This window comes from Kocuria sediminis, assembly GCF_009735315.1.
In the GTDB taxonomy this organism is placed as follows: domain Bacteria; phylum Actinomycetota; class Actinomycetes; order Actinomycetales; family Micrococcaceae; genus Kocuria; species Kocuria turfanensis.
In genome coordinates, this window is the sequence record NZ_WOGU01000027.1 from 1 (window position 1) to 17806 (window position 17806).

14 protein-coding genes and 1 pseudogene are annotated in these 17806 nt (G+C 74.0%); 4 read left to right on the forward strand and 11 right to left on the reverse strand.

The genetic code is table 11. From position 1 onward, the window contains the following. Window positions 1-158: 158 nt before the first annotated feature. Window positions 159-2111, reverse strand: coding sequence for an AMP-binding protein (locus GMA12_RS17740; protein ID WP_156270831.1), 1953 nt, complete (start codon window positions 2109-2111; stop codon window positions 159-161). Between the two features lie 218 nt (window positions 2112-2329). Between GMA12_RS17740 and GMA12_RS17745 the strand changes: the two genes are divergently transcribed. Genes GMA12_RS17745 through GMA12_RS17760 form a run of 4 tightly spaced genes read left to right on the forward strand, consistent with a single transcriptional unit; the run spans window position 2330 to window position 6686 of the window. Further along, complete coding sequence (locus tag GMA12_RS17745; RefSeq protein WP_162460035.1) at window positions 2330-3010, forward strand: GntR family transcriptional regulator; 681 nt, start codon at window positions 2330-2332, stop codon at window positions 3008-3010. A 44-nt stretch (window positions 3011-3054) separates the two neighbouring features. Beyond that, window positions 3055-4575: an MmgE/PrpD family protein gene (locus GMA12_RS17750; RefSeq protein WP_156270832.1), complete on the forward strand. Its 1521-nt coding sequence runs from the start codon at window positions 3055-3057 to the stop codon at window positions 4573-4575. 2 nt (window positions 4576-4577) lie between these two features. Next, on the forward strand, window positions 4578-5486 hold the full coding sequence (prpB, locus tag GMA12_RS17755; protein WP_156270833.1) for a methylisocitrate lyase: 909 nt from the start codon (window positions 4578-4580) through the stop codon (window positions 5484-5486). A gap of 36 nt (window positions 5487-5522) precedes the next feature. Beyond that, window positions 5523-6686, forward strand: a complete 1164-nt coding sequence (locus GMA12_RS17760; RefSeq protein WP_156270834.1) for a bifunctional 2-methylcitrate synthase/citrate synthase — start codon at window positions 5523-5525, stop codon at window positions 6684-6686. Here GMA12_RS17760 and GMA12_RS17765 read toward each other — a convergent pair. The 10 genes and pseudogenes from GMA12_RS17765 to GMA12_RS18375 form a co-directional block, all read right to left on the reverse strand. Beyond that, the gene (locus GMA12_RS17765) at window positions 6680-7837 is read right to left on the reverse strand and encodes a D-alanyl-D-alanine carboxypeptidase family protein (RefSeq protein WP_156270835.1); all 1158 of its coding nucleotides are present in this window, start codon (window positions 7835-7837) and stop codon (window positions 6680-6682) included. The genes GMA12_RS17760 and GMA12_RS17765 overlap by 7 nt on opposite strands. 154 nt (window positions 7838-7991) lie before the next feature. Further along, window positions 7992-8975 (reverse strand): site-specific tyrosine recombinase XerD, encoded by a 984-nt coding sequence (locus GMA12_RS17770; protein WP_162460036.1) that lies wholly within the window; start codon window positions 8973-8975, stop codon window positions 7992-7994. Between the two features lie 212 nt (window positions 8976-9187). After that, window positions 9188-9841 carry an NUDIX domain-containing protein gene (locus GMA12_RS17775; protein ID WP_156270836.1) on the reverse strand — a complete coding sequence of 218 codons (654 nt, stop codon included), beginning with the start codon at window positions 9839-9841 and terminating at the stop codon, window positions 9188-9190. 131 nt (window positions 9842-9972) lie between these two features. Then, entirely contained in the window at window positions 9973-11697 is a 1725-nt protein-coding gene (pyrG, locus tag GMA12_RS17780) for a CTP synthase (RefSeq protein WP_156270837.1), read from the reverse strand. Window positions 11698-11784: 87 nt separating this feature from the next. Beyond that, the gene (gene recN, locus GMA12_RS17785) at window positions 11785-13497 is read right to left on the reverse strand and encodes a DNA repair protein RecN (protein WP_156270838.1); all 1713 of its coding nucleotides are present in this window, start codon (window positions 13495-13497) and stop codon (window positions 11785-11787) included. Further along, window positions 13498-14562, reverse strand: a complete 1065-nt coding sequence (locus tag GMA12_RS17790) for an NAD kinase (RefSeq protein ID WP_162460037.1) — start codon at window positions 14560-14562, stop codon at window positions 13498-13500. Window positions 14563-14684: 122 nt separating this feature from the next. Beyond that, entirely contained in the window at window positions 14685-15440 is a 756-nt protein-coding gene (locus GMA12_RS17795; protein WP_156270839.1) for a TlyA family RNA methyltransferase, read from the reverse strand. Next, entirely contained in the window at window positions 15437-15661 is a 225-nt protein-coding gene (locus GMA12_RS17800; RefSeq protein WP_156270840.1) for a hypothetical protein, read from the reverse strand. The genes GMA12_RS17795 and GMA12_RS17800 overlap by 4 nt, the downstream gene beginning before the upstream one ends. After that, entirely contained in the window at window positions 15658-16662 is a 1005-nt protein-coding gene (locus GMA12_RS17805; RefSeq protein ID WP_156270841.1) for an HAD-IIA family hydrolase, read from the reverse strand. The genes GMA12_RS17800 and GMA12_RS17805 overlap by 4 nt, the downstream gene beginning before the upstream one ends. Then, window positions 16655-17806, reverse strand: a pseudogene (locus GMA12_RS18375) (hypothetical protein); the annotation flags it as partial. The gene GMA12_RS17805 and the pseudogene GMA12_RS18375, both read right to left, overlap by 8 nt.

Sequence of the window (17806 nt, forward strand, 5' to 3'; positions counted from 1 at the left end):
TGGGACTGGTGATCGTCGCCTCCATCGTGATCCACGGCGTCACCGCCGGACCCGTCATCTCCTTCATCGACCACGCCCGCCGGCGCAGGGCCGTGCGCGAGAGCGGGACGGAGGCGGCCGCGCCCCACACCCCCATCTGAGCGGGACCGCGCCGGCCCTCAGCCCGCGCGCGGGGGCCGCAGCACGCCCTCGAGGGCCTCCAGCACGGCGGAGTCCTCGATCGTGGAGGGCACCGTGTACTTCTCGCCGTCCGCCATCTGCCGCATGGTCTTGCGCAGGATCTTGCCCGAGCGGGTCTTGGGCAGCCCCTCCACGACCGTCACGTCCTTGAAGTCGGCGACCGCCCCGATCTGCCGGCGCACCAGCGCCACCAGCTCGTCCCGCAGCTGCTCCTCCGGCACCTCCGCCCCGGACTTGAGCACCACGTAGCCGGCCGGTCGCTGGCCCTTGAGCGGGTCGGCCACCCCGATCACCGCGCACTCGGCCACGGCGGGGTGGGAGGCCAGGACCTGCTCCATCGCGCCGGTGGAGAGACGGTGACCGGACACGTTGATCACGTCGTCGGTGCGCCCCATGACGTAGACGTAGCCGTCCTCGTCGACGTGGCCGGAGTCACCGGTGGCGTAGTAGCCCGGGAAGGCCGTCAGATAGGAGTCCACGAAGCGCCGGTCGTCGCCCCACAGCGTGGTCAGCGTCCCCGGAGGCAGGGGCAGGCGCAGGGCGATGTTGCCCTCCTCGCCGGTCGCGACCGGCTGCCCCAGCGGGTCCAGGACCTCCACCCGGTAGCCGGGCACCGGCACGGACGGCGAACCGGGCTTCAGGGGCAGGCGCTCGATCCCGAAGGGGTTCGCACAGATCGCCCACCCCGTCTCCGTCTGCCACCAGTGGTCGACCACCGGCACGCCCAGCGCCCGGGAGGCCCAGCCGTAGGTCTCCGGGTCCAGCCGCTCCCCCGCCACGAACAGGGCCTGCAGGGACCCGATGTCGTGCCGGCGCACCAGCTCGCCCTCCGGGTCCGCCCGGCGGATGGCGCGCAGGGCAGTGGGGGCGGTGAAGAGGACCTTCACGCCGTGGTCCTCCACGCGCTGCCAGAACGCGCCGGCGTCCGGGGTGCCCACGGGCTTGCCCTCGTAGAGCACGGTCGTCGCGCCGGCGAGCAGCGGCCCGTAGACGATGTAGGAATGGCCCACCACCCACCCCACGTCCGAGGCCGTCCACATCACCTCCCCGGGGCCCACGTCGTAGATGTGGCGCATGGACCACGTCATGGCCACTGCGTGCCCGCCGTTGTCGCGCACCACGCCCTTCGGGGCGCCGGTGGTGCCCGAGGTGTAGAGGACGTACAGCGGATCGGTGGCCGCCACGGGCACCGGCGCCGCGGGTTCGGCGCCCGCCACGGCGGCGTCCCAGTCCAGCCACTCGACCGCGGGCTGCTCCCCGTGCCCGGCCCGTTCCGCGGCCTGCTCCACGGTGGTCTCGAAGCCGGGGCGCTCGTGCACGATCACCGTGCCGGGCCGGTGACGGGCCAGCCGCAGGGCCTCCTCGATCGCGGGGATGTACTCGATCCGCCGCTTCGGCTCCAGCCCGCCGGTCGTGGTCACCACCACCCGGGGCCGCGAGTCGTCGATCCGCGAGGCCAGCTCCTTCGGGGCGAACCCCCCGAAGACCACGGAGTGCACGGCGCCCAGGCGGGCGCAGGCGAGCATCGCCACGGCGGCCTGCGGGATCATGGGCAGGTACACCAGCACCCGGTCTCCCCTGCGCACCCCCCGCGCGGCGAGCGCCCCGGCGAACAGCGCGACCTCGTCGCGCAGCCTCGCGTAGCTGTAGTGCTCCTGGACGCCCAGCAGCGCGGAGTCGTAGATCAGCGCCGTGCGCTCGCCGTGGCCGGCCTCGACGTGCCGGTCGAGGGCGTTGTAGGAGGTGTTGAGCTCACCGTCGGGGAACCAGCGGTACAGCGGGGCCGTGGTCGCGTCGAGGGCCACGGTGGGCTCGCGCGTCCAGTCGACGGCCCCGGCCGCCTCCAGCCAGAACCGCTCCGGGTCCCGGACGCTGCGGCGGTAGACCTCCGCGTAGTCCTCGGCCTGCGTCGTCTGCTGCTCGGTGCTCATGGGTCCCTCCGGGGCGTAGCGGTCCTGGCGGCCACCCTAGTGGCGCAGATCACAGCAGACAAGACCGCTGTATACATCGACGCGTCAATATGGGAGCGGGACGGGGATCCCTGGCCTCCCCGCCACAAATGTGTATACACTGGACTCGACGTGTGAGGTCGGTCACCGATGGCCCCCGCCGGTTCTCCAGCCCGGGCCGCAGAAGCGAGGAGGGAGCCGTGCGCGCCAGCGACCGCGCCTACGAGGCACTGCGGAAGGACATCGTCGAGTGGCGGCTGCTCCCGGGCCAGGTGCTGGGCGAGGTGGAGCAGTCGGAGCGGTTCGGCATCTCCCGCACCCCCATCCGCGAGGCGCTGAGCAGGCTCACCGCCGACGGGCTCGCCGAGGCCCACCGCGGCCGCGGCGTGGTGGTCTCCCAGGTCTCGCTCGACGACGTCCGTGCCCTGTTCGAACTGCGCGAGGCACTCGACTGCCGGGCCGCCCGCCTGGCGGCCCGGCGCCGGGACCCCGCCGATTTCCAGCGGCTGGCCACGGAGCTCGAGGCGTGCGTGGAGCGCCTCCACGGCCCGAGCACCGACGACCGCTCCGCCTACTACGAGCTCGTGGAGCGCATGGACCGGGCCGTCGACGACGCCACGGCCAATCCGTACCTCACCGCCGCCCAGCGGTCCCTGCGTCTGCACCTGGCGCGCGTGCGCAAGCTCTCCCGGACCAATCCGTCCCGCCTGGCCCGGGCCGCCGCCGAGCACGCCCAGATCGCGCGCGCCATCGCGGAGGGCGCCGAGGAGCTGGCCGAGGCCGCCACCCGGGTGCACCTGGCCAACTCCCTGCACGCGGTCCTGACCACCCCTGTCCGCGAGTGGGTCCAGCCCGCTCCCCCGCTCGACGCCGCCGGCTGAGCGGCGGCCCCCGGCCACTGTCCGTCCCCACGAGAGGAAGCTCCATGACCGTTCTGCATTCCGTGCGTGTCCACCCGTCCGCCGACAACCTGCCCCGGCAGGACCAGCTGGCCTGGAAGATGGCGGAGGTCGCCGCGGACCCCGTCGCGGTGAGCGAGGAGGTGACCGAGATGGTGATCAACCGGATCCTGGACAACGCCTCGGTGGCGATCGCCTCCCTGAACCGGGACCCGATCGTCTCGGCCCGGGACCAGGCGCGGGCCCACGCCCCGACGCCGGGCGGGTCCGGGTCCGCCCTGTACGGGGCGGACGCCGCGGCCACCAAGGTCTCCCCGGAGTGGGCGGCCTGGGCCAACGGGGTGGCGGTGCGCGAGCTGGACTACCACGACACGTTCCTGGCCGCGGAGTACTCCCACCCCGGGGACAACATCCCGCCGATCCTGGCGGTGGCCCAGCACGTGGGCGCCACCGGGGCCGACCTGGTCCGCGGCATCGCCACCGGCTACGAGCTGCAGGTGGACCTGGTGAAGGCCATCTGCCTGCACAAGCACAAGATCGACCACGTCGCCCACCTCGGCCCGTCGGCGGCCGCGGGGATCGGCACCCTGCTGGGTCTCGACGTGGAGACCATCTTCCACGCGATCGGCCAGGGCCTGCACACCACCACCGCGACCCGCCAGTCCCGCAAGGGCGAGATCTCCACCTGGAAGGCCCACGCCCCGGCCTTCGCCGGGAAGATGGCCGTGGAGGCCGTGGACCGGGCGATGCGCGGGCAGACCTCCCCCACCCCCATCTACGAGGGCGAGGACGGGGTGATCGCCTGGCTGCTGGACGGCCCGGACGCCCACTACGAGGTCCCGCTGCCGGGCCCGGGCGAGGCCAAGGCCGCGATCCTGGACACCTACACCAAGGAGCACTCGGCGGAGTACCAGGCGCAGGCCTGGATCGACCTGGCCCGGAAGCTGCACCGGGAGCGGCCCGAGCTCGCCGATCCGGCGCGGATCGCCTCGGTGGTGCTGCACACCTCCCACCACACCCACTACGTGATCGGCTCCGGGGCCAACGACCCGCAGAAGTACGACCCGGCCGCCACCCGGGAGACCCTCGACCACTCGATCCCCTACATCTTCACCGTGGCGCTGCAGGACGGGGCGTGGCACCACGTGGACTCCTACGCCCCCGCCCGGGCGTCCCGGCCCGACACCGTTCAGCTGTGGCGGAAGGTCACCACCGCCGAGGACGCGGAGTGGACCCGCCGCTACCACTCCCTGGACCCGGCGGAGAAGGCCTTCGGCGGCCGGGCCGAGATCACCCTCACCGACGGGTCCACCGTGGTCGAGGAGATCGCGGTGGCCGACGCCCACCCGCTGGGCGCCCGCCCGTTCGCCCGCGCCCAGTACGTCACCAAGCTGCGCACCCTCGCCGAGGGCCTCGTGGCCGAGGCGGAGCTGGAGCGCTTCATCAGTGCGGCCGAGAACCTGCGCGACCTCGGTCCCGGGCAGCTGGACGCCCTCAACGTCACCGCTCACGTGGACCTGGCCACCGGCACGAAGGGAATCTTCTGAGCATGCTGTTCTCCACCACCACCCCCGAGGCCAAGCGGACCGCCCTGCGGCAGATGCTCACCGGCCCGCGGATCGCCCGGTTCCCCGGCGCCTACACCCCGCTGTCCACGAAGCTGATCGCCGAGCAGGGATTCGACGGCGTCTACATCTCCGGCGCCGTGCTGGCCAACGAGCTCGGCTTCCCCGACATCGGCCTGACTGCCCTGCCCGAGGTCGCGGCCCGGGCGGGGCAGATCGCCCGGGTCACCGACCTGCCGGCCCTCGTCGACGCCGACACCGGCTTCGGGGAGCCGATGAACGTGGCCCGCACCGTGCAGGAGCTCGAGAACGCGGGCCTGGCCGGGTGCCACATCGAGGACCAGTTCAACCCCAAGCGCTGCGGCCACCTGGACGGCAAGTCCGTGGTGGACCTGGCCACCGCCACGAAACGGATCCGGGCGGCGACCGAGGCCCGCCGGGACCCGAACTTCCTGATCATGGCCCGCACCGACATCCGCGGCGTGGAGGACCTCACCGCGGCCACCGACCGGGCCAAGGCCCTCGTGGACGCCGGGGCGGACGCGATCTTCCCCGAGGCCATGGCCGACCTGAGCGAGTTCGCCGCGATGCGCGCGGCGGTGGACGTGCCGATCCTGGCGAACATGACCGAGTTCGGGAAGTCCCAGCTGTTCACCGCCGCCCAGCTCGAGGAGGTCGGCGTGAACATGGTCATCTACCCGGTCACCCTGATGCGCTCCGCCCTGGGCGCCATGGAGCGGGTGCTGGCCACGATCGCCGCCGACGGCACCCAGCAGGCGGCCGTGCCGGAGATGCTCACTCGCGCCCGGCTCTACGAGCTGGTGGACTACAACGGGTACAACCAGTTCGACGCCGGCGTCTTCGACTTCGAGGTGCCGGGCCTGCACCACTGACCGGACCGACCGCACGACCACGAGAAGGAGACCACCATGACCGAGACCCAGAGCGAGGTCCGCAAGGGACTGGCCGGCGTCGTCGCCGACTACACGGCCGTGTCCAAGGTCAACCCGGAGACCAACTCCCTGCTCTACCGCGGGTATCCCGTCCAGGAACTGGCCGCGAACTGCTCCTTCGAGCAGGTCGCCCTGCTGCTGTGGAACGGTGAGCTGCCCACGGAGGCGGAGCTGGCGGAGTTCACCACCCGGGAGCGGGCGCACCGGGCGCTGACCCCGGAGCTGAAGGCGATCATCGACGCCCTGCCCACCACCTGCCACCCCATGGACGTCTGCCGCACCGCGGCCTCCGTCCTGGGCGCCCAGGACCCCGAGGCGGAGGACTCGTCTGCGGAGGCGAACCTGCGCAAGGCGCAGAAGCTGTTCGCGGCCATGCCGGCGGTGGTGTGCTACGACCAGCGGCGCCGGCGCGGCCAGGAGCCGGTGGCCCCCCGTGAGGACCTTGGGTACTCGGCCAACTTCCTGTGGATGGCCTTCGGCGAGGAGGCCGACCCGGCGGTGGTCGAGGCGTTCAACACCTCGATGATCCTCTACGCCGAGCACTCCTTCAACGCCTCGACCTTCACCGCCCGGGTGGTCACCTCGACCCTGTCGGACCTGCACTCGGCGGTCACGGCGGCGATCGGGGCGCTGAAGGGACCGCTGCACGGCGGGGCCAACGAGGCCGTGATGGAGACGTTCGTGGAGCTGGGCATCCGCACCGAGGAGTCGGCCGCCGAGGCCGAGGCCCGTGCCAAGGCCTGGATGGACGAGGCCCTGGCCGCGAAGAAGAAGGTCATGGGCTTCGGCCACCGCGTGTACAAGCACGGGGACTCCCGGGTGCCGACCATGAAGGCGGCCCTGGACGCGATGATCGCCCACTACGGCCGGCCCGAGCTGCTGGGGCTGTACCACGGGCTGGAGAAGTCCATGGACGAGGCCAAGGGGATCAAGCCCAACCTCGACTACCCGGCCGGGCCGACCTACTGGCTGATGGGCTTCGACATCCCCACGTTCACCCCGCTGTTCGTCGCCGCCCGGATCACCGGCTGGACCGCCCACATCATGGAGCAGGTCGCCGCCAACTCCCTGATCCGGCCGCTGTCCGAGTACAACGGCCCCGACGAGCGGCACCTCCCCGGCGCCCGGGCCGCTCAGTAGGTGGGCGCCGCCGGCAGCCCCATGTAGTGCTCCAGCGTGGGGATGCGCTGGGAGACCATGCCGGTGGCCACGTGCCCACCCACGTAGCGCAGGTGCCAGGGCTCGTAGGCGTACCCGGTGGTTCCCGTGCGGCCCGCCGGGTAGCGCACCACGAAGCCGTACTCGTGGGCGTGGGCCCGCGCCCACGCCCCGGCCGGGGTGTCCGCGAAGCAGCTCTGCAGCCCGCACGCCCCGTCCGGGTTGCCGATGTCGATCGCGAGTCCGGTCTGGTGCTCGCTGTGGCCCGGGCGGGCGGAGATCAGGTCCGCCTGCTCCCTCCCGTACCGGGCCACGTAGTCCCGGTACAGCCCGGCCTGCGTGGTGTAGGAGCGGTAGCCGCTGACCGCCGTGATCGGGACTCCCGCGGCGGCCGCGTCCGCCGTCATCCGGCGGAACGCCGCGGCGGCGTCCGCGCGCAGGAGCGGCCCGCCCACGGACTCGAGGCCGCGCGGGACGTGGTCCACCGGGTTCAGGGGCCGGCGCTTGTTGACGACGACGTGCACGGAGGCGGCCCGGTCGATCTCCCGGGCCACCCGGGTCCCGGCGCCGGGGCTCCAGCTGACGGACCCGCGCTGGAAGCTCTGGCGGCAGGTGCCTCCGGAGCAGCCCTCGGCCGAGGTCGGATAGCCCAGCGCTCCCCGCTCGGCGCCGTGGCGCAGCCAGGCCGCCCGGATGCCGCCGCGCGTGGGGTGGGCCCCGCTCGCCCGCGACCAGAGCACCACCCCGCCCTCGAAGGACTGGTGGCACCCGGCGTCGCGCAGCCCGCAGACCTCCCGGCCGACCGGGTACCCCAGCGGGCCCCGCTCCCAGTCCTGCCCGGCCCATGCGCCGCGGATCGCCCCCCAGGTCGGGCGTGCTCCCGTCCTCGGGGACCAGTGGATGCTGCCCCGCTCGAAGGACCGGTAGCAGCCGCCGCGCACCAGGCCGCAGCGCTCGGGGCCCAGGGCCCGGCCCAGCCGGCCGTCGGCGCCGCCGAGTCGCTGGTGCTCGGCCTCGATCGCCGTGGCCGCCGACGCCGGGACCGTCAGGGGTGCCAGCAGCAGCCCCAGGCAGCAGAACAGGATCAGCAGCGCCCGGCGCACGCCCGTGCCCGAGCCGATGTTCTCTCGCATGACGTCCCCATCCGTCCGGGCGCACCCGTTGCAGTTGCAACCAGGCTAGGCCCTGCAGGTCCCGCGCAACAGCACCGTCCGCTGTGTGACCGGCCGGCGTCGAACCGCGGTGGCGCGACCGGACGGGCGCGCCGCCGGGTGGGCCGGCGGCGCGCTACAGGGCGCGGGGGTGGGCGGCGGCGTAGACCTCCCGCAGGGACTCCACGGTGACCAGCGTGTACACCTGCGTGGTGCTGACGGAGGCGTGGCCGAGCAGCTCCTGGACCACGCGCAGGTCCGCGCCGCCCTCCAGGAGGTGGGTCGCGAACGAGTGGCGCAGCGTGTGGGGGGTGATCCGGTCCCCCAGCCCGGCGCGCTCGGCCGCGGTGCGCACGGTGGTCCAGGCCGTCTGCCGGCTGATCCGCCCCCCGCGGGCGTTGAGGAAGAGAGCCGGGGTGCCCCGCCCCTTCGCCGCGAGCGCCGGCCGGCCCCGGACGAGCCAGTCGTCCACGGCGCGCACCGCCCAGGAGCCCAGCGGGACCATCCGCTCCTTGCCCCCCTTGCCGAACAGCCGCACGAACGGCATCGCGCCGCCGTCCTCCTCGGGCTGCCCGGTGCGGCGCAGGGCCCGGGACAGGTCGTCGACGTCGAGGGCGGTGGCCTCCGAGATCCGGGCCCCGGTCGAGTAGAGGATCTCCAGCAGGGCGCGGTCGCGCAGCTGCTGGGGCGTCTCGGTGCCGGTCGACTCCAGCAGCGCGGTGACCTGCTCCACGGGCACGGCCTTGGGCAGGCGCATTCCCGGGGTGGGCGGCTGGACGGGGGCGGCGGGGTCCGTGCGCGTGAGGCCCTCGAGCGCCCAGAAGCGGTGGGCGCCCCGGACCGCGACGAGGCAGCGGGCGGCGCTGCGCGTGCTCAGCGGCGCCCGCCCCTCCGCCCCGGCCGAGACCGTGCGCAGGAAGTCCTGGACGTGTCCGGTCCCGATCCCGCGCAGCGTGGTCACCGGCGGGTCCGTGTGCTCCTGGAGGTGCTCCGTGTAGCGGCGCAGGTCCCGCCGGTAGGCCGCGAGGGTGTTGGCGGCCAGGCCCCGCTCCACGGCCAGGTGCTGCAGGTAGCGCTCCACGGCCCGCTCCAGCGCGTCGCCGGACCCCGGACCCGGCACCGCACCCGGCTCGGGTGCAGCACCGGGTCCGGGAGAGGCATCGGGCTCGGGAGAGGACGCGGCGTCCTCGTCCGGAGCGGACGCCCCATCGGGCCCAGGACCGGACGCCGCGCCCGGCCCCGGAGCGCGCACCGCACCGGGTGTTCCGCCGGGGCCCGGACGGGACCCGGGTTCGGGCGCCGGAGCGGGCTGCCGGTCGTCCGGGGGCTCGGTCACCGCAGGTCGGGGTGGCCGGGCCACGGGGTGTCGGCCGGGCGCAGGGAACGGTAGCCGTCGGCGCGGGCGGCGTGCACGGCGAGCAGGCCGACCACCGCCGCGGGCGAGTTCAGCCGGCCCTCGAGGACGGCCCGCACGGCGGCGTCGAGCGGCACCCACGTGCCGTGGATCTCCGCCTCCTCGCCGTCGCGCTCGTGGAGCTCGGCGTCGGGGACCTCGCTCAGCCCGCGGGCCAGGAAGATCCGGTTGGCCTCCGAGGACGAGCCGGGACTGTTGTGGAAGTCCACCAGGACGTCCCACTGCTCCGCCCGCAGGTCGGCCTCCTCGGCCAGCTCCCGCCGGGCCGCCGCGGCGGGGTCCTCGCCCTCGACGTCGAGCAGGCCGGCGGGGATCTCCCACATGGTCATCCCGACGGGCCGACGGTACTGGTTGATCAGCAGCACCCGGTCGTCGTCGTCGAGCACCAGCACGGACACCGCGCCCGGGTGGGTGATGTAGTCACGCCGGAGGGGGTCGGTGCCCTGGGCGAGCTCGAACTCGTCGCGCTGCACGTTCCAGATGAAGCCCTCGTAGACCGTCTCGGAGGCCACCGTGCGGCGGTCGCTGGGCCGGTCCGAGATCTCCTCGGGGGCGAGCTGTCGGATGTCCATGGGGTCCTTCCGGGTCGGCCGCCCCGCACGGGTCGGCGGGGGCGAGGGTCTGGCGGGGACGGCGCAGGCGCCGCGCCCCGGTGGGGACACGGCGCCTGCGCCGGGCGGCCCGTGGAGCACGGGCCGGGGCTTCAGCGCCCCTCGGCCTCCCGGCGCTCGAGCGCGGCCTTGACGAGGCCGTCGAACAGCGGGTGCGGGCGGGTCGGCCGGGACATGAGCTCGGGGTGCGCCTGGGTGCCCACGTAGTAGGGGTGCACGTCGGCGGGCAGCTCCACGAACTCCACGAGGGTGCCGTTCGGCGAGGTCCCCGAGATCACCAGCCCCGCCTGCTCCAGTCCCTCCCGGTACTCGTTGTTGACCTCGTAGCGGTGGCGGTGGCGCTCCTTGACCGTGGTGGAGCCGTAGGCGCCGGCCACCACGGACCCGTCGCGCAGCCGCGCGTCGTAGAGGCCCAGCCGCATGGTGCCGCCGAGGTCCCCGGCGCCCTCCACGAACTGCTTCTGCTCGTCCATGGTCGCCACGACCGGGAACTCGGTGTCCGGCTCGAACTCGGTGGAGGACGCCCCGGCCAGGCCGAGCTCCGTGCGGGCGTACTCGATCACCATGCACTGCAGGCCCAGGCACAGGCCCAGGGTCGGGATGCGGTGCTCGCGGGCGAAGCGCAGGGTGCCCAGCTTGCCCTCGATGCCGCGGATGCCGAACCCGCCCGGGACGCAGATGGCGTCCACGTCGCCCAGTTCCCGCTGGGCGCCCTCGGGGGTCTCGCACAGGTCGGAGGCGACCCACTTGATCTTCACGCGCGCGTCGTTGGCGAAGCCGCCCGCCCGCAGGGCCTCCGAGACGGAGAGGTAGGCGTCCGGCAGGTCGATGTACTTGCCCACCATGGCCACCGTGACGAAGTGGGACGGCTCGTGCACGGCCTTCAGCAGCCGGTCCCACTGCCCCAGGTCCGCGTCCTGGTAGTCCAGGCCGAGGTAGTCGAGGATGTAGGTGTCCAGCCCCTGGGAGTGCAGGGTCTTGGGGATGTCGTAGATGCTCGGGGCGTCCGGGCAGGAGATCACCGCGTCGTGGTCGACGTCGCAGGCGTTGCCGATCTTGCGCAGCATCGTGTCCGGGACCTGCCGGTCGGAGCGCAGCACGAGCGCGTCGGGCTGGATCCCGAGCCCGCGCAGGGCGGCCACGGAGTGCTGGGTGGGCTTGGTCTTGAGCTCGCCGGAGGGCCCGATGTAGGGGATCAGGGACACGTGCAGGTAGAACACGTGGCGGCGGCCGACGTCCTGGCGGACCTGGCGGGCGGCCTCGATGAAGGGCTGGGACTCGATGTCGCCGACCGTGCCGCCGATCTCGGTGATGATGATGTCCGGCTGGTCGTCGTCCTGCGCGCGGCGGCGCATCCGGTTCTTCAGCTCGTCCGTGATGTGCGGGATGACCTGCACGGTGTCGCCGAGGTACTCGCCGCGGCGCTCCTTGGCGATGACCGTGGAGTACACCTGTCCGGTGGTCACGTTCGCCGAGGCGTCGAGGTTCTCGTCGAGGAAGCGCTCGTAGTGGCCGATGTCGAGGTCGGTCTCCGCCCCGTCGTCGGTCACGAAGACCTCACCGTGCTGGAAGGGGTTCATGGTGCCCGGATCGACGTTGAGGTACGGATCCAGCTTCTGCATCGTCACGGAGAGCCCCCGTGCCCGCAGCAGCATCCCGAGGGAGGAGGCGGTCAGGCCCTTGCCGAGGGAGGAGGCGACGCCGCCCGTCACGAAGATCTGACGGGTCACCTTGCCCGGTCGCTGGTTTTCGGTCTGCTGTGCGCCGGCCACGTGGGCGGCTTCGTTTGCATTCACCACGGAATTCGACCCTATCATTCTTGCCCTTGCGGGACACCGGTTGCGTGCTGCGGATCACCGTGCGGCCGGCCGCACGGGCGGCGGCCTCCCGCGCGGGCGACGGGCTCAGAGCTGCGCGTCGCGGACGAGCTCGCGGGCGTGCTCACGCGCCGCCGCGGAGTCCTCGTGGCCGGCGAGCATGCGGGCCAGCTCCACCACGCGCTCCTCCTCGTCCAGCACGCGCACGTCGCTGACGGTGGAGTCCCGGCTCTTGGTGACGAGGATGTGCTGGTCCGCGAAGGCGGCCACCTGCGGCAGATGCGTCACCACGAGGACCTGGACGTGCTGGGCCAGCATCTTCAGCCGGCGCCCGATCTCCACGGCCGCCTTGCCGCCCACGCCCGAGTCCACCTCGTCGAAGACGAAGGTGGGCACGGGGTCGACCGCGGCCAGGACCACCTCGATGGCCAGCATCAGCCGGGACAGCTCGCCGCCGGAGGCGCCCTTGCCGAGGGGCCGCGGGGCGGCGCCGGCGTGGGGCTTGAGCAGGAACGCGATCTCGTCCCGGCCGTGACCGGAGAACTCCTCGGTGGGCTCGACCTCGATGACCAGGGAGGCGTTGGGCATCGCCAGGGCGGTGAGCTCGGCGCTGACGGCCTCGGAGAGCCGGTGGGCGGCGTCCTGCCGCCGCTCGGTCATCCGCGCGGCCAGCTCGCTCAGCCCGGCGTGCAGCCGCTCGAGGCGCGCGCGCAGCTCCTGCTCCCGGGCGGGGTCGTCGGTGAGCTCGTCGAGCCGGGTCCGCGAGCGCTGCGCCCACTCGAGGACCTCGTCCACCGTGGCCCCGTACTTGCGGGTCAGGGCCTTGAGCTTGGCCCGGCGGGCCTCGACCTCGGCCAGGCGCGCCGGCCCCTCGTCGTCGAGGCCGGACGCGTAGCCGGAGAGGTCCGCGGAGATGTCGTTGACGAGCACGGCCAGCTCGGCGACCCGGCCCGCGAGCTCCTCCAGGTCGCGGTCCGAGCCCGCCTCCTGGTCCAGGGCACGGTGCGCGGCCGCGATCAGGGCGGTCGCGTCCGCGCTGTCGCCGTCGGAGAACTCCCCGCCGCTCAGGGCCGCGTGCGCGGTCAGCGCCGCGGCGCGCAGCTGCTCCAGGTTGGTGAGCTTCTGGCTCTCCTGGTCGAGCCGCTCGTCCTCGCCGGGCTCGGGGTCCACCGCGTCGATCTCCTCGAGGGCGCCCTGCAGGGTCTGGGCCTCGAGGGCGCGCTCCCGCCCGTGCTCGGTGACCTCCCGCAGGGTCTGCTGCACGGTGCGGTACTCGGCCAGCAGCTCCCGGTAGCGCCGCAGGTCGGCCGCCAGCTCCTCCCCCGCGTACTGGTCGAGGGCGTGGCGCTGGGCGGCCGCGGACTTCAGCCGCAGCTGGTCGGACTGCCCGTGCACGGCCACCAGGGTCTGTCCCACGGCCGAGAGCGTGCCCACGGGGGCGGAGCGGCCGCCGACATGGGCCCGGCTGCGCCCCTCGGCCGTGACCGTGCGGGCCACGGTGACCAGGGCCTCGTCCGCGTCCCCGACGGGCTCGACGTCGACGGCTCCGCCGGCGTCCTCGACGAGGGCCGCGGCCGGGTGCCCGGCCGGGACCCGCACGACCGCCTCGGCGACGGCGCGGGGCGCCCCCGAGCGCACGGCGCCCGCGTCGGAGCGGTTGCCGAGCAGCATCCCGAGGGCGGTGACCACCATGGTCTTGCCCGCGCCGGTCTCACCCGAGAGGATGCTCAGTCCCGGCCCGAGCGGCAGCACGGCGTCGGTGATGACGCCGAGGTCGTGGATGTGGATCTCCTCGATCATTCAGTCGGCCTCCGTCCGCTCGTGCCCGCTGCCGAGGGTTGCCGGGTCCGGGCCGTGGGGCATCTCGTGGCCCACCGTGGACTTCGGCAGCGGGGCCACCCGGCCCCCGCCGTCGGCGCGGACGGTGGGCAGGGCGGCGGTCCGGGCGGCGGTCGCCTCCTGCGGGGGCACCGGACCGCGCCAGCCCGTCGTGGGCAGCTCGAACTTCCGCACCAGCCGCTCGGAGAAGGGCGTGCGGTGCATCCGGGCGAGGTTGACCGCCTTCGGCGAGCGCACCACCTCGATCCGGGACCCGGGCGGCAGCTCCGTGGTCCGCCGGCCGTCGCACCACAGCACGCCCCGGGCGTCCGTGCGGGTGAGGACCTCCACGGCCATCATCGAGTTCGGGGAGATGACCAGCGGCCGGGCGAACAGGGCGTGGGCGCTCAGCGGGACGAGGAGCAGCGCCTCGACCTCCGGCCACACGACGGGCCCGCCCGCGGAGAACGCGTAGGCGGTGGAACCGGTAGGGGTGGCCAGCACCACGCCGTCGCACCCGAAGGTGCTCAGCGGCCGCCGGTCCACCTCGACGACCACCTCGATCATCTTCTCGCGGTCGCCCTTCTCCACCGAGGCCTCGTTCAGCGCCCAGGTGTGCAGGACCTTCTTCTGGTCCTGCCACACGGTGACGTCGATGGTCATGCGCTGCTCCACCGTGTAGCGCCCGTCCACGATGGCCTCGACGGACTCGGCGAGGTCCGAGCGCTCGCTCTCGGCGAGGAAGCCGACGTGGCCGAGGTTCACGCCCAGCAGCGGGGTGTCCACGCTGCGCACCAGCTCGGCGGCCCGCAGGATCGACCCGTCCCCGCCGAGCACCATGACCAGCTCGATCTCCCGCAGCGAGACGTCCTCCTCGATCACCTCCACGGGCACGAGGGGCACCCCGTCCTCCTGGAGCGCCTCGAGATCGGTGCGCGAGATCACCGGCACCAGTCCGGCGTCGTGGAGCTGGAGGCAGGAGTCGCGCGCGGCGTCCTTGGCCTCCTGCCGGCCCATGTGGGCCATGACCAGGATCTTCCGGCTCACAGGATCCTCCCGTTCTCGACTGCTCGGTGCACGCGGGCGTCGTCGGTACCGGGACCGGCCCGTGCTGCGCGCCGTGCCCGGGACCGGGCACCGCTCACCACCCTACGCGAGGGCGAAGACAGTCAGGGCGTGCCGCTCTCCACGTCCCGGCGGCACCACAGGAAGAACTCGTGGTTGCCGTCCTGACCGGGCAGCGGGCTGCGCTCCCGGCCCAGGACCGTCAGCCCGTGGGCCCGTGCGGCGGCGGCCACGGCGTCGACCGCCCGGGCCCGTTCGTGCTCGCTGGTGACCACGCCGGTGCGGGCGAGCCGGTCGGCGCCGACCTCGAACTGCGGCTTGACCATGAGCACGAGGTCGCCGCCGGGCACGGTGGCCGCCGCCAGGGGGCCGATCACGAGGGTCAGCGAGATGAAGGAGAGGTCGCACACCGTCAGCTGGGCCGGGCCTCCGATGTCCTCGGGCCGCATCCAGCGCACGTTCGTGCCCTCGAACACCCGGACCCGGTGGTCCTGCCGCAGCGCGGGCACGAGCTGGTCGTGGCCGACGTCCACGGCGACCACCTCCCGGGCCCCGGCCCGCAGCAGCACGTCGGTGAAGCCCCCGGTGGAGGCGCCGGCGTCGAGGCAGCGCCTGCCCGCCACGGTGATGTCCGGGAAGGCCGCCAGGGCGCCGGCCAGCTTGTTCCCCGCGCGGCTGACGTACTCGGGGCCGTCGGCGGGGCGGACCTCGAGCCGGTCGCCGGCGCCGACGCGGGCGGAGGCCTTGGTGGCCGGCTCGCCGTTCACCAGCACCCTGCCCTCGGCGATCCAGCGGGCGGCCACGGTGCGGGAGCGGGCGAGCTCGCGGGTGGTCAGCTCCTGGTCCAGGCGCGCGCTCATCGGGGCCCGTTCTGCTCCTGCCCGGCCTGCCGGGCGGGGACCAGTCCGGCCGGGACCGTCCCCGGCTCCGCGTTGAGCTCGGCGACGAGGTCGGCGTGCAGCTCCTCGTAGCGGCCGGGGTGCTCCGCGACGGGCAGCCCGTCGAGCTCCGCGGCCCGCTCGAGCACCGCGTCCACCCGGGCGTGACCCGTCGGGGACGCGGTGCCGGCGTCGGGGCTCACGCCGTGGCCTCCCACTCCAGGACCGGGGCCACGGGCGCCTCCGCGTCGGGGTGGGCGGCCCACCAGGCCCCGCACGCGGCCCGCCAGGCGTCCAGGTCTCCCCGGGACCCCCGGATCCGCACGCGGGCGCCGTCCGTCTCGGCGGTCGCCGCCCCGCAGCGCGCCTCGTGGCCGCCCGGCGAGGCGGTGACCTCGACCTCTGGACAGGGGGCGAAGAGCTCCTCCAGGGTCCCGACGACGTGGTCGGGGCGCTCCGCGCTGCACGCGGCCAGGATCGTCTCGAGCGTGTCCACGCCGGTGAGGACCGCCACCGTGGCGAACCCGGCCGCGTTGCCGCCCCGGATGTCGGTGTCGAGCCGGTCCCCCAGCACCACCGGCCGTGTGCTGCCCGCGCGCTCGGCGGCGGTGCGGAAGATGGGGGCCTCCGGCTTGCCCGCCACCACCGGCGTCCGCCCGGTGGCGGCGGCGACCGCCGCCACCAGGGTCCCGTTGCCCGGGGCCAGTCCCCGGGCCTGCGGAATGGAGAGGTCGGTGTTGGTCGCGACCCACAGCACGCCGGGATCGGCGAGGGTGTAGGACGCCTCGGCCAGCTGCGCCCAGCCGATGCCGGGGTCGAACCCCTGGATGACGGCGCGGGGCTCCTCCTCCTGCGTGCGGACCGGCACGAGCCCCGCGTCCGCGACCACGTCCGCGAGAGCCTGCGACCCCGTGAGGAGCACCTTCGTGCCGGCGGGCAGACGCTGCGCCAGCAGCTCGGCGCCGGCCTGGGCCGAGCTCGCCACGCCCTCGGAGCCGGTGGGCACGCCCAGGTCCGTGAGGTGCGCCGCGACCGTGGCGACGGAGCGCGAGGCGTTGTTCGTCACGTAGATCACGGGCACGCCCTCCGAGGAGATCCGGCGCAGCACCTCCGGTGCCCCCGGGATCGCGTGCGGACCGGCGTAGACGACGCCGTCCAGGTCGCTCAGGACCGCGTCGTAGCGGTCGAGAAGGCGCTCAGACATCCTCGGCACCGCGTCCCTCGCCGTCGTCGGACGGATCGTCCGGGGCGGCACCGTGCTCCTCGGAGTCCAGGAGCTCCTCGTCGTCGTCCGGGTCCAGGTCCTCCTCCGCACCGCCCTCGAAGTCGTCGTCCGGGTCCAGGTCTCCCTCCGAACCATCCTCGGAGTCGTCGGGCTCCTCGTCGGTGCCCTCGTCGAGCACGTCGTCGGACTCGTCGTCCGCGTTGTCGTCCGTGCTGCCGTCCGGCTCGTCCCGCAGACCGGCCGGGGCCTCCTCGGACGCCACGGCGCCCGCGGCGTCGGTGACGGTCGCGTCCTCCACGGCGGCCTCCGGCTCGGCCAGGGCGACGCCGGTGGGCGGTGCCTGCTCGGCCTCGTCCTCGTCGTCGAAGTCGAGGATCTCGGGTTCGGCGAACTGGCCGATCCCCAGCGCCGCCTCGGCCACCACGGCCTGCCGGTCCCAGGTGAGCGCCTCGCGTGCCCGGCCGACACCTCGCAGCGCCTCGGCGTAGGCGCGGAACAGGCGGGGGCTGTAGGAGAAGCCACGGTTCTTGTCGAGCTGGGGAATGCTCAGCGCGTCGACGGCGCCCTGGGCGTCCCCCTGATCACGGCGCATGCCGGCGAGGACGATGGCGAGCTCGACCCGCTCGCTCGTCTCGAGGGACGCGGCGGCCTCGGACGTCGCGAGCTCGACCGCCTTGTCGGTGCGACCCAGCGCGCGTTCGCAGTCAACCATGAGGGGAAGGTGGATCTCGGCGCCGGTCATCCGCCGGAACGTGCGCAGCTCCTTGAGCGCCAGCGCGTAGTCCCCCGCCTCGTAGGCCGCGACGCCCGTGGCCTCCCGGACCGCGGCGATGCGGCCGCCGCGGCGGCCCGCGGCCTGCGCGTGCTCGAGGGCCAGCGCGGGGTCGTCGGACAGGTAGCGGCCCGCCATGACCAGGTGCTTGGCGACGGCCTCGGCGTTGCGGGGCTCGAGGGCCCCCAGCTGCGCGCGGGTCGGCTTGTCGAGCTCCCGTCCGGTGATGTCCTCGTCGATCTCGGGAGCGTGGTGACGGTGCGTGGAGACGTCGGTGCGGTCGTCACGGCGGCCCCGGTAGCCCTCACCCTCACGGCGCGGACCCCGCTCGCCCTGACGCTCGTCGCGCCG

Bases quoted from the DNA above. Each gene is read 5' to 3' on its own strand.
- GMA12_RS17740 (WP_156270831.1), bottom strand. From the start codon at position 2,111: ATGAGCACCGAGCAGCAGACGACGCAGGCCGAGGACTACGCGGAGGTC.
- GMA12_RS17750 (WP_156270832.1), top strand. From the start codon at position 3,055: ATGACCGTTCTGCATTCCGTGCGTGTCCACCCGTCCGCCGACAACCTG.
- prpB (WP_156270833.1), top strand. From the start codon at position 4,578: ATGCTGTTCTCCACCACCACCCCCGAGGCCAAGCGGACCGCCCTGCGG.
- GMA12_RS17760 (WP_156270834.1), top strand. From the start codon at position 5,523: ATGACCGAGACCCAGAGCGAGGTCCGCAAGGGACTGGCCGGCGTCGTC.
- GMA12_RS17765 (WP_156270835.1), bottom strand. From the start codon at position 7,837: ATGCGAGAGAACATCGGCTCGGGCACGGGCGTGCGCCGGGCGCTGCTG.
- GMA12_RS17775 (WP_156270836.1), bottom strand. From the start codon at position 9,841: ATGGACATCCGACAGCTCGCCCCCGAGGAGATCTCGGACCGGCCCAGC.
- pyrG (WP_156270837.1), bottom strand. From the start codon at position 11,697: ATGATAGGGTCGAATTCCGTGGTGAATGCAAACGAAGCCGCCCACGTG.
- recN (WP_156270838.1), bottom strand. From the start codon at position 13,497: ATGATCGAGGAGATCCACATCCACGACCTCGGCGTCATCACCGACGCC.
- GMA12_RS17795 (WP_156270839.1), bottom strand. From the start codon at position 15,440: ATGAGCGCGCGCCTGGACCAGGAGCTGACCACCCGCGAGCTCGCCCGC.
- GMA12_RS17805 (WP_156270841.1), bottom strand. From the start codon at position 16,662: ATGTCTGAGCGCCTTCTCGACCGCTACGACGCGGTCCTGAGCGACCTG.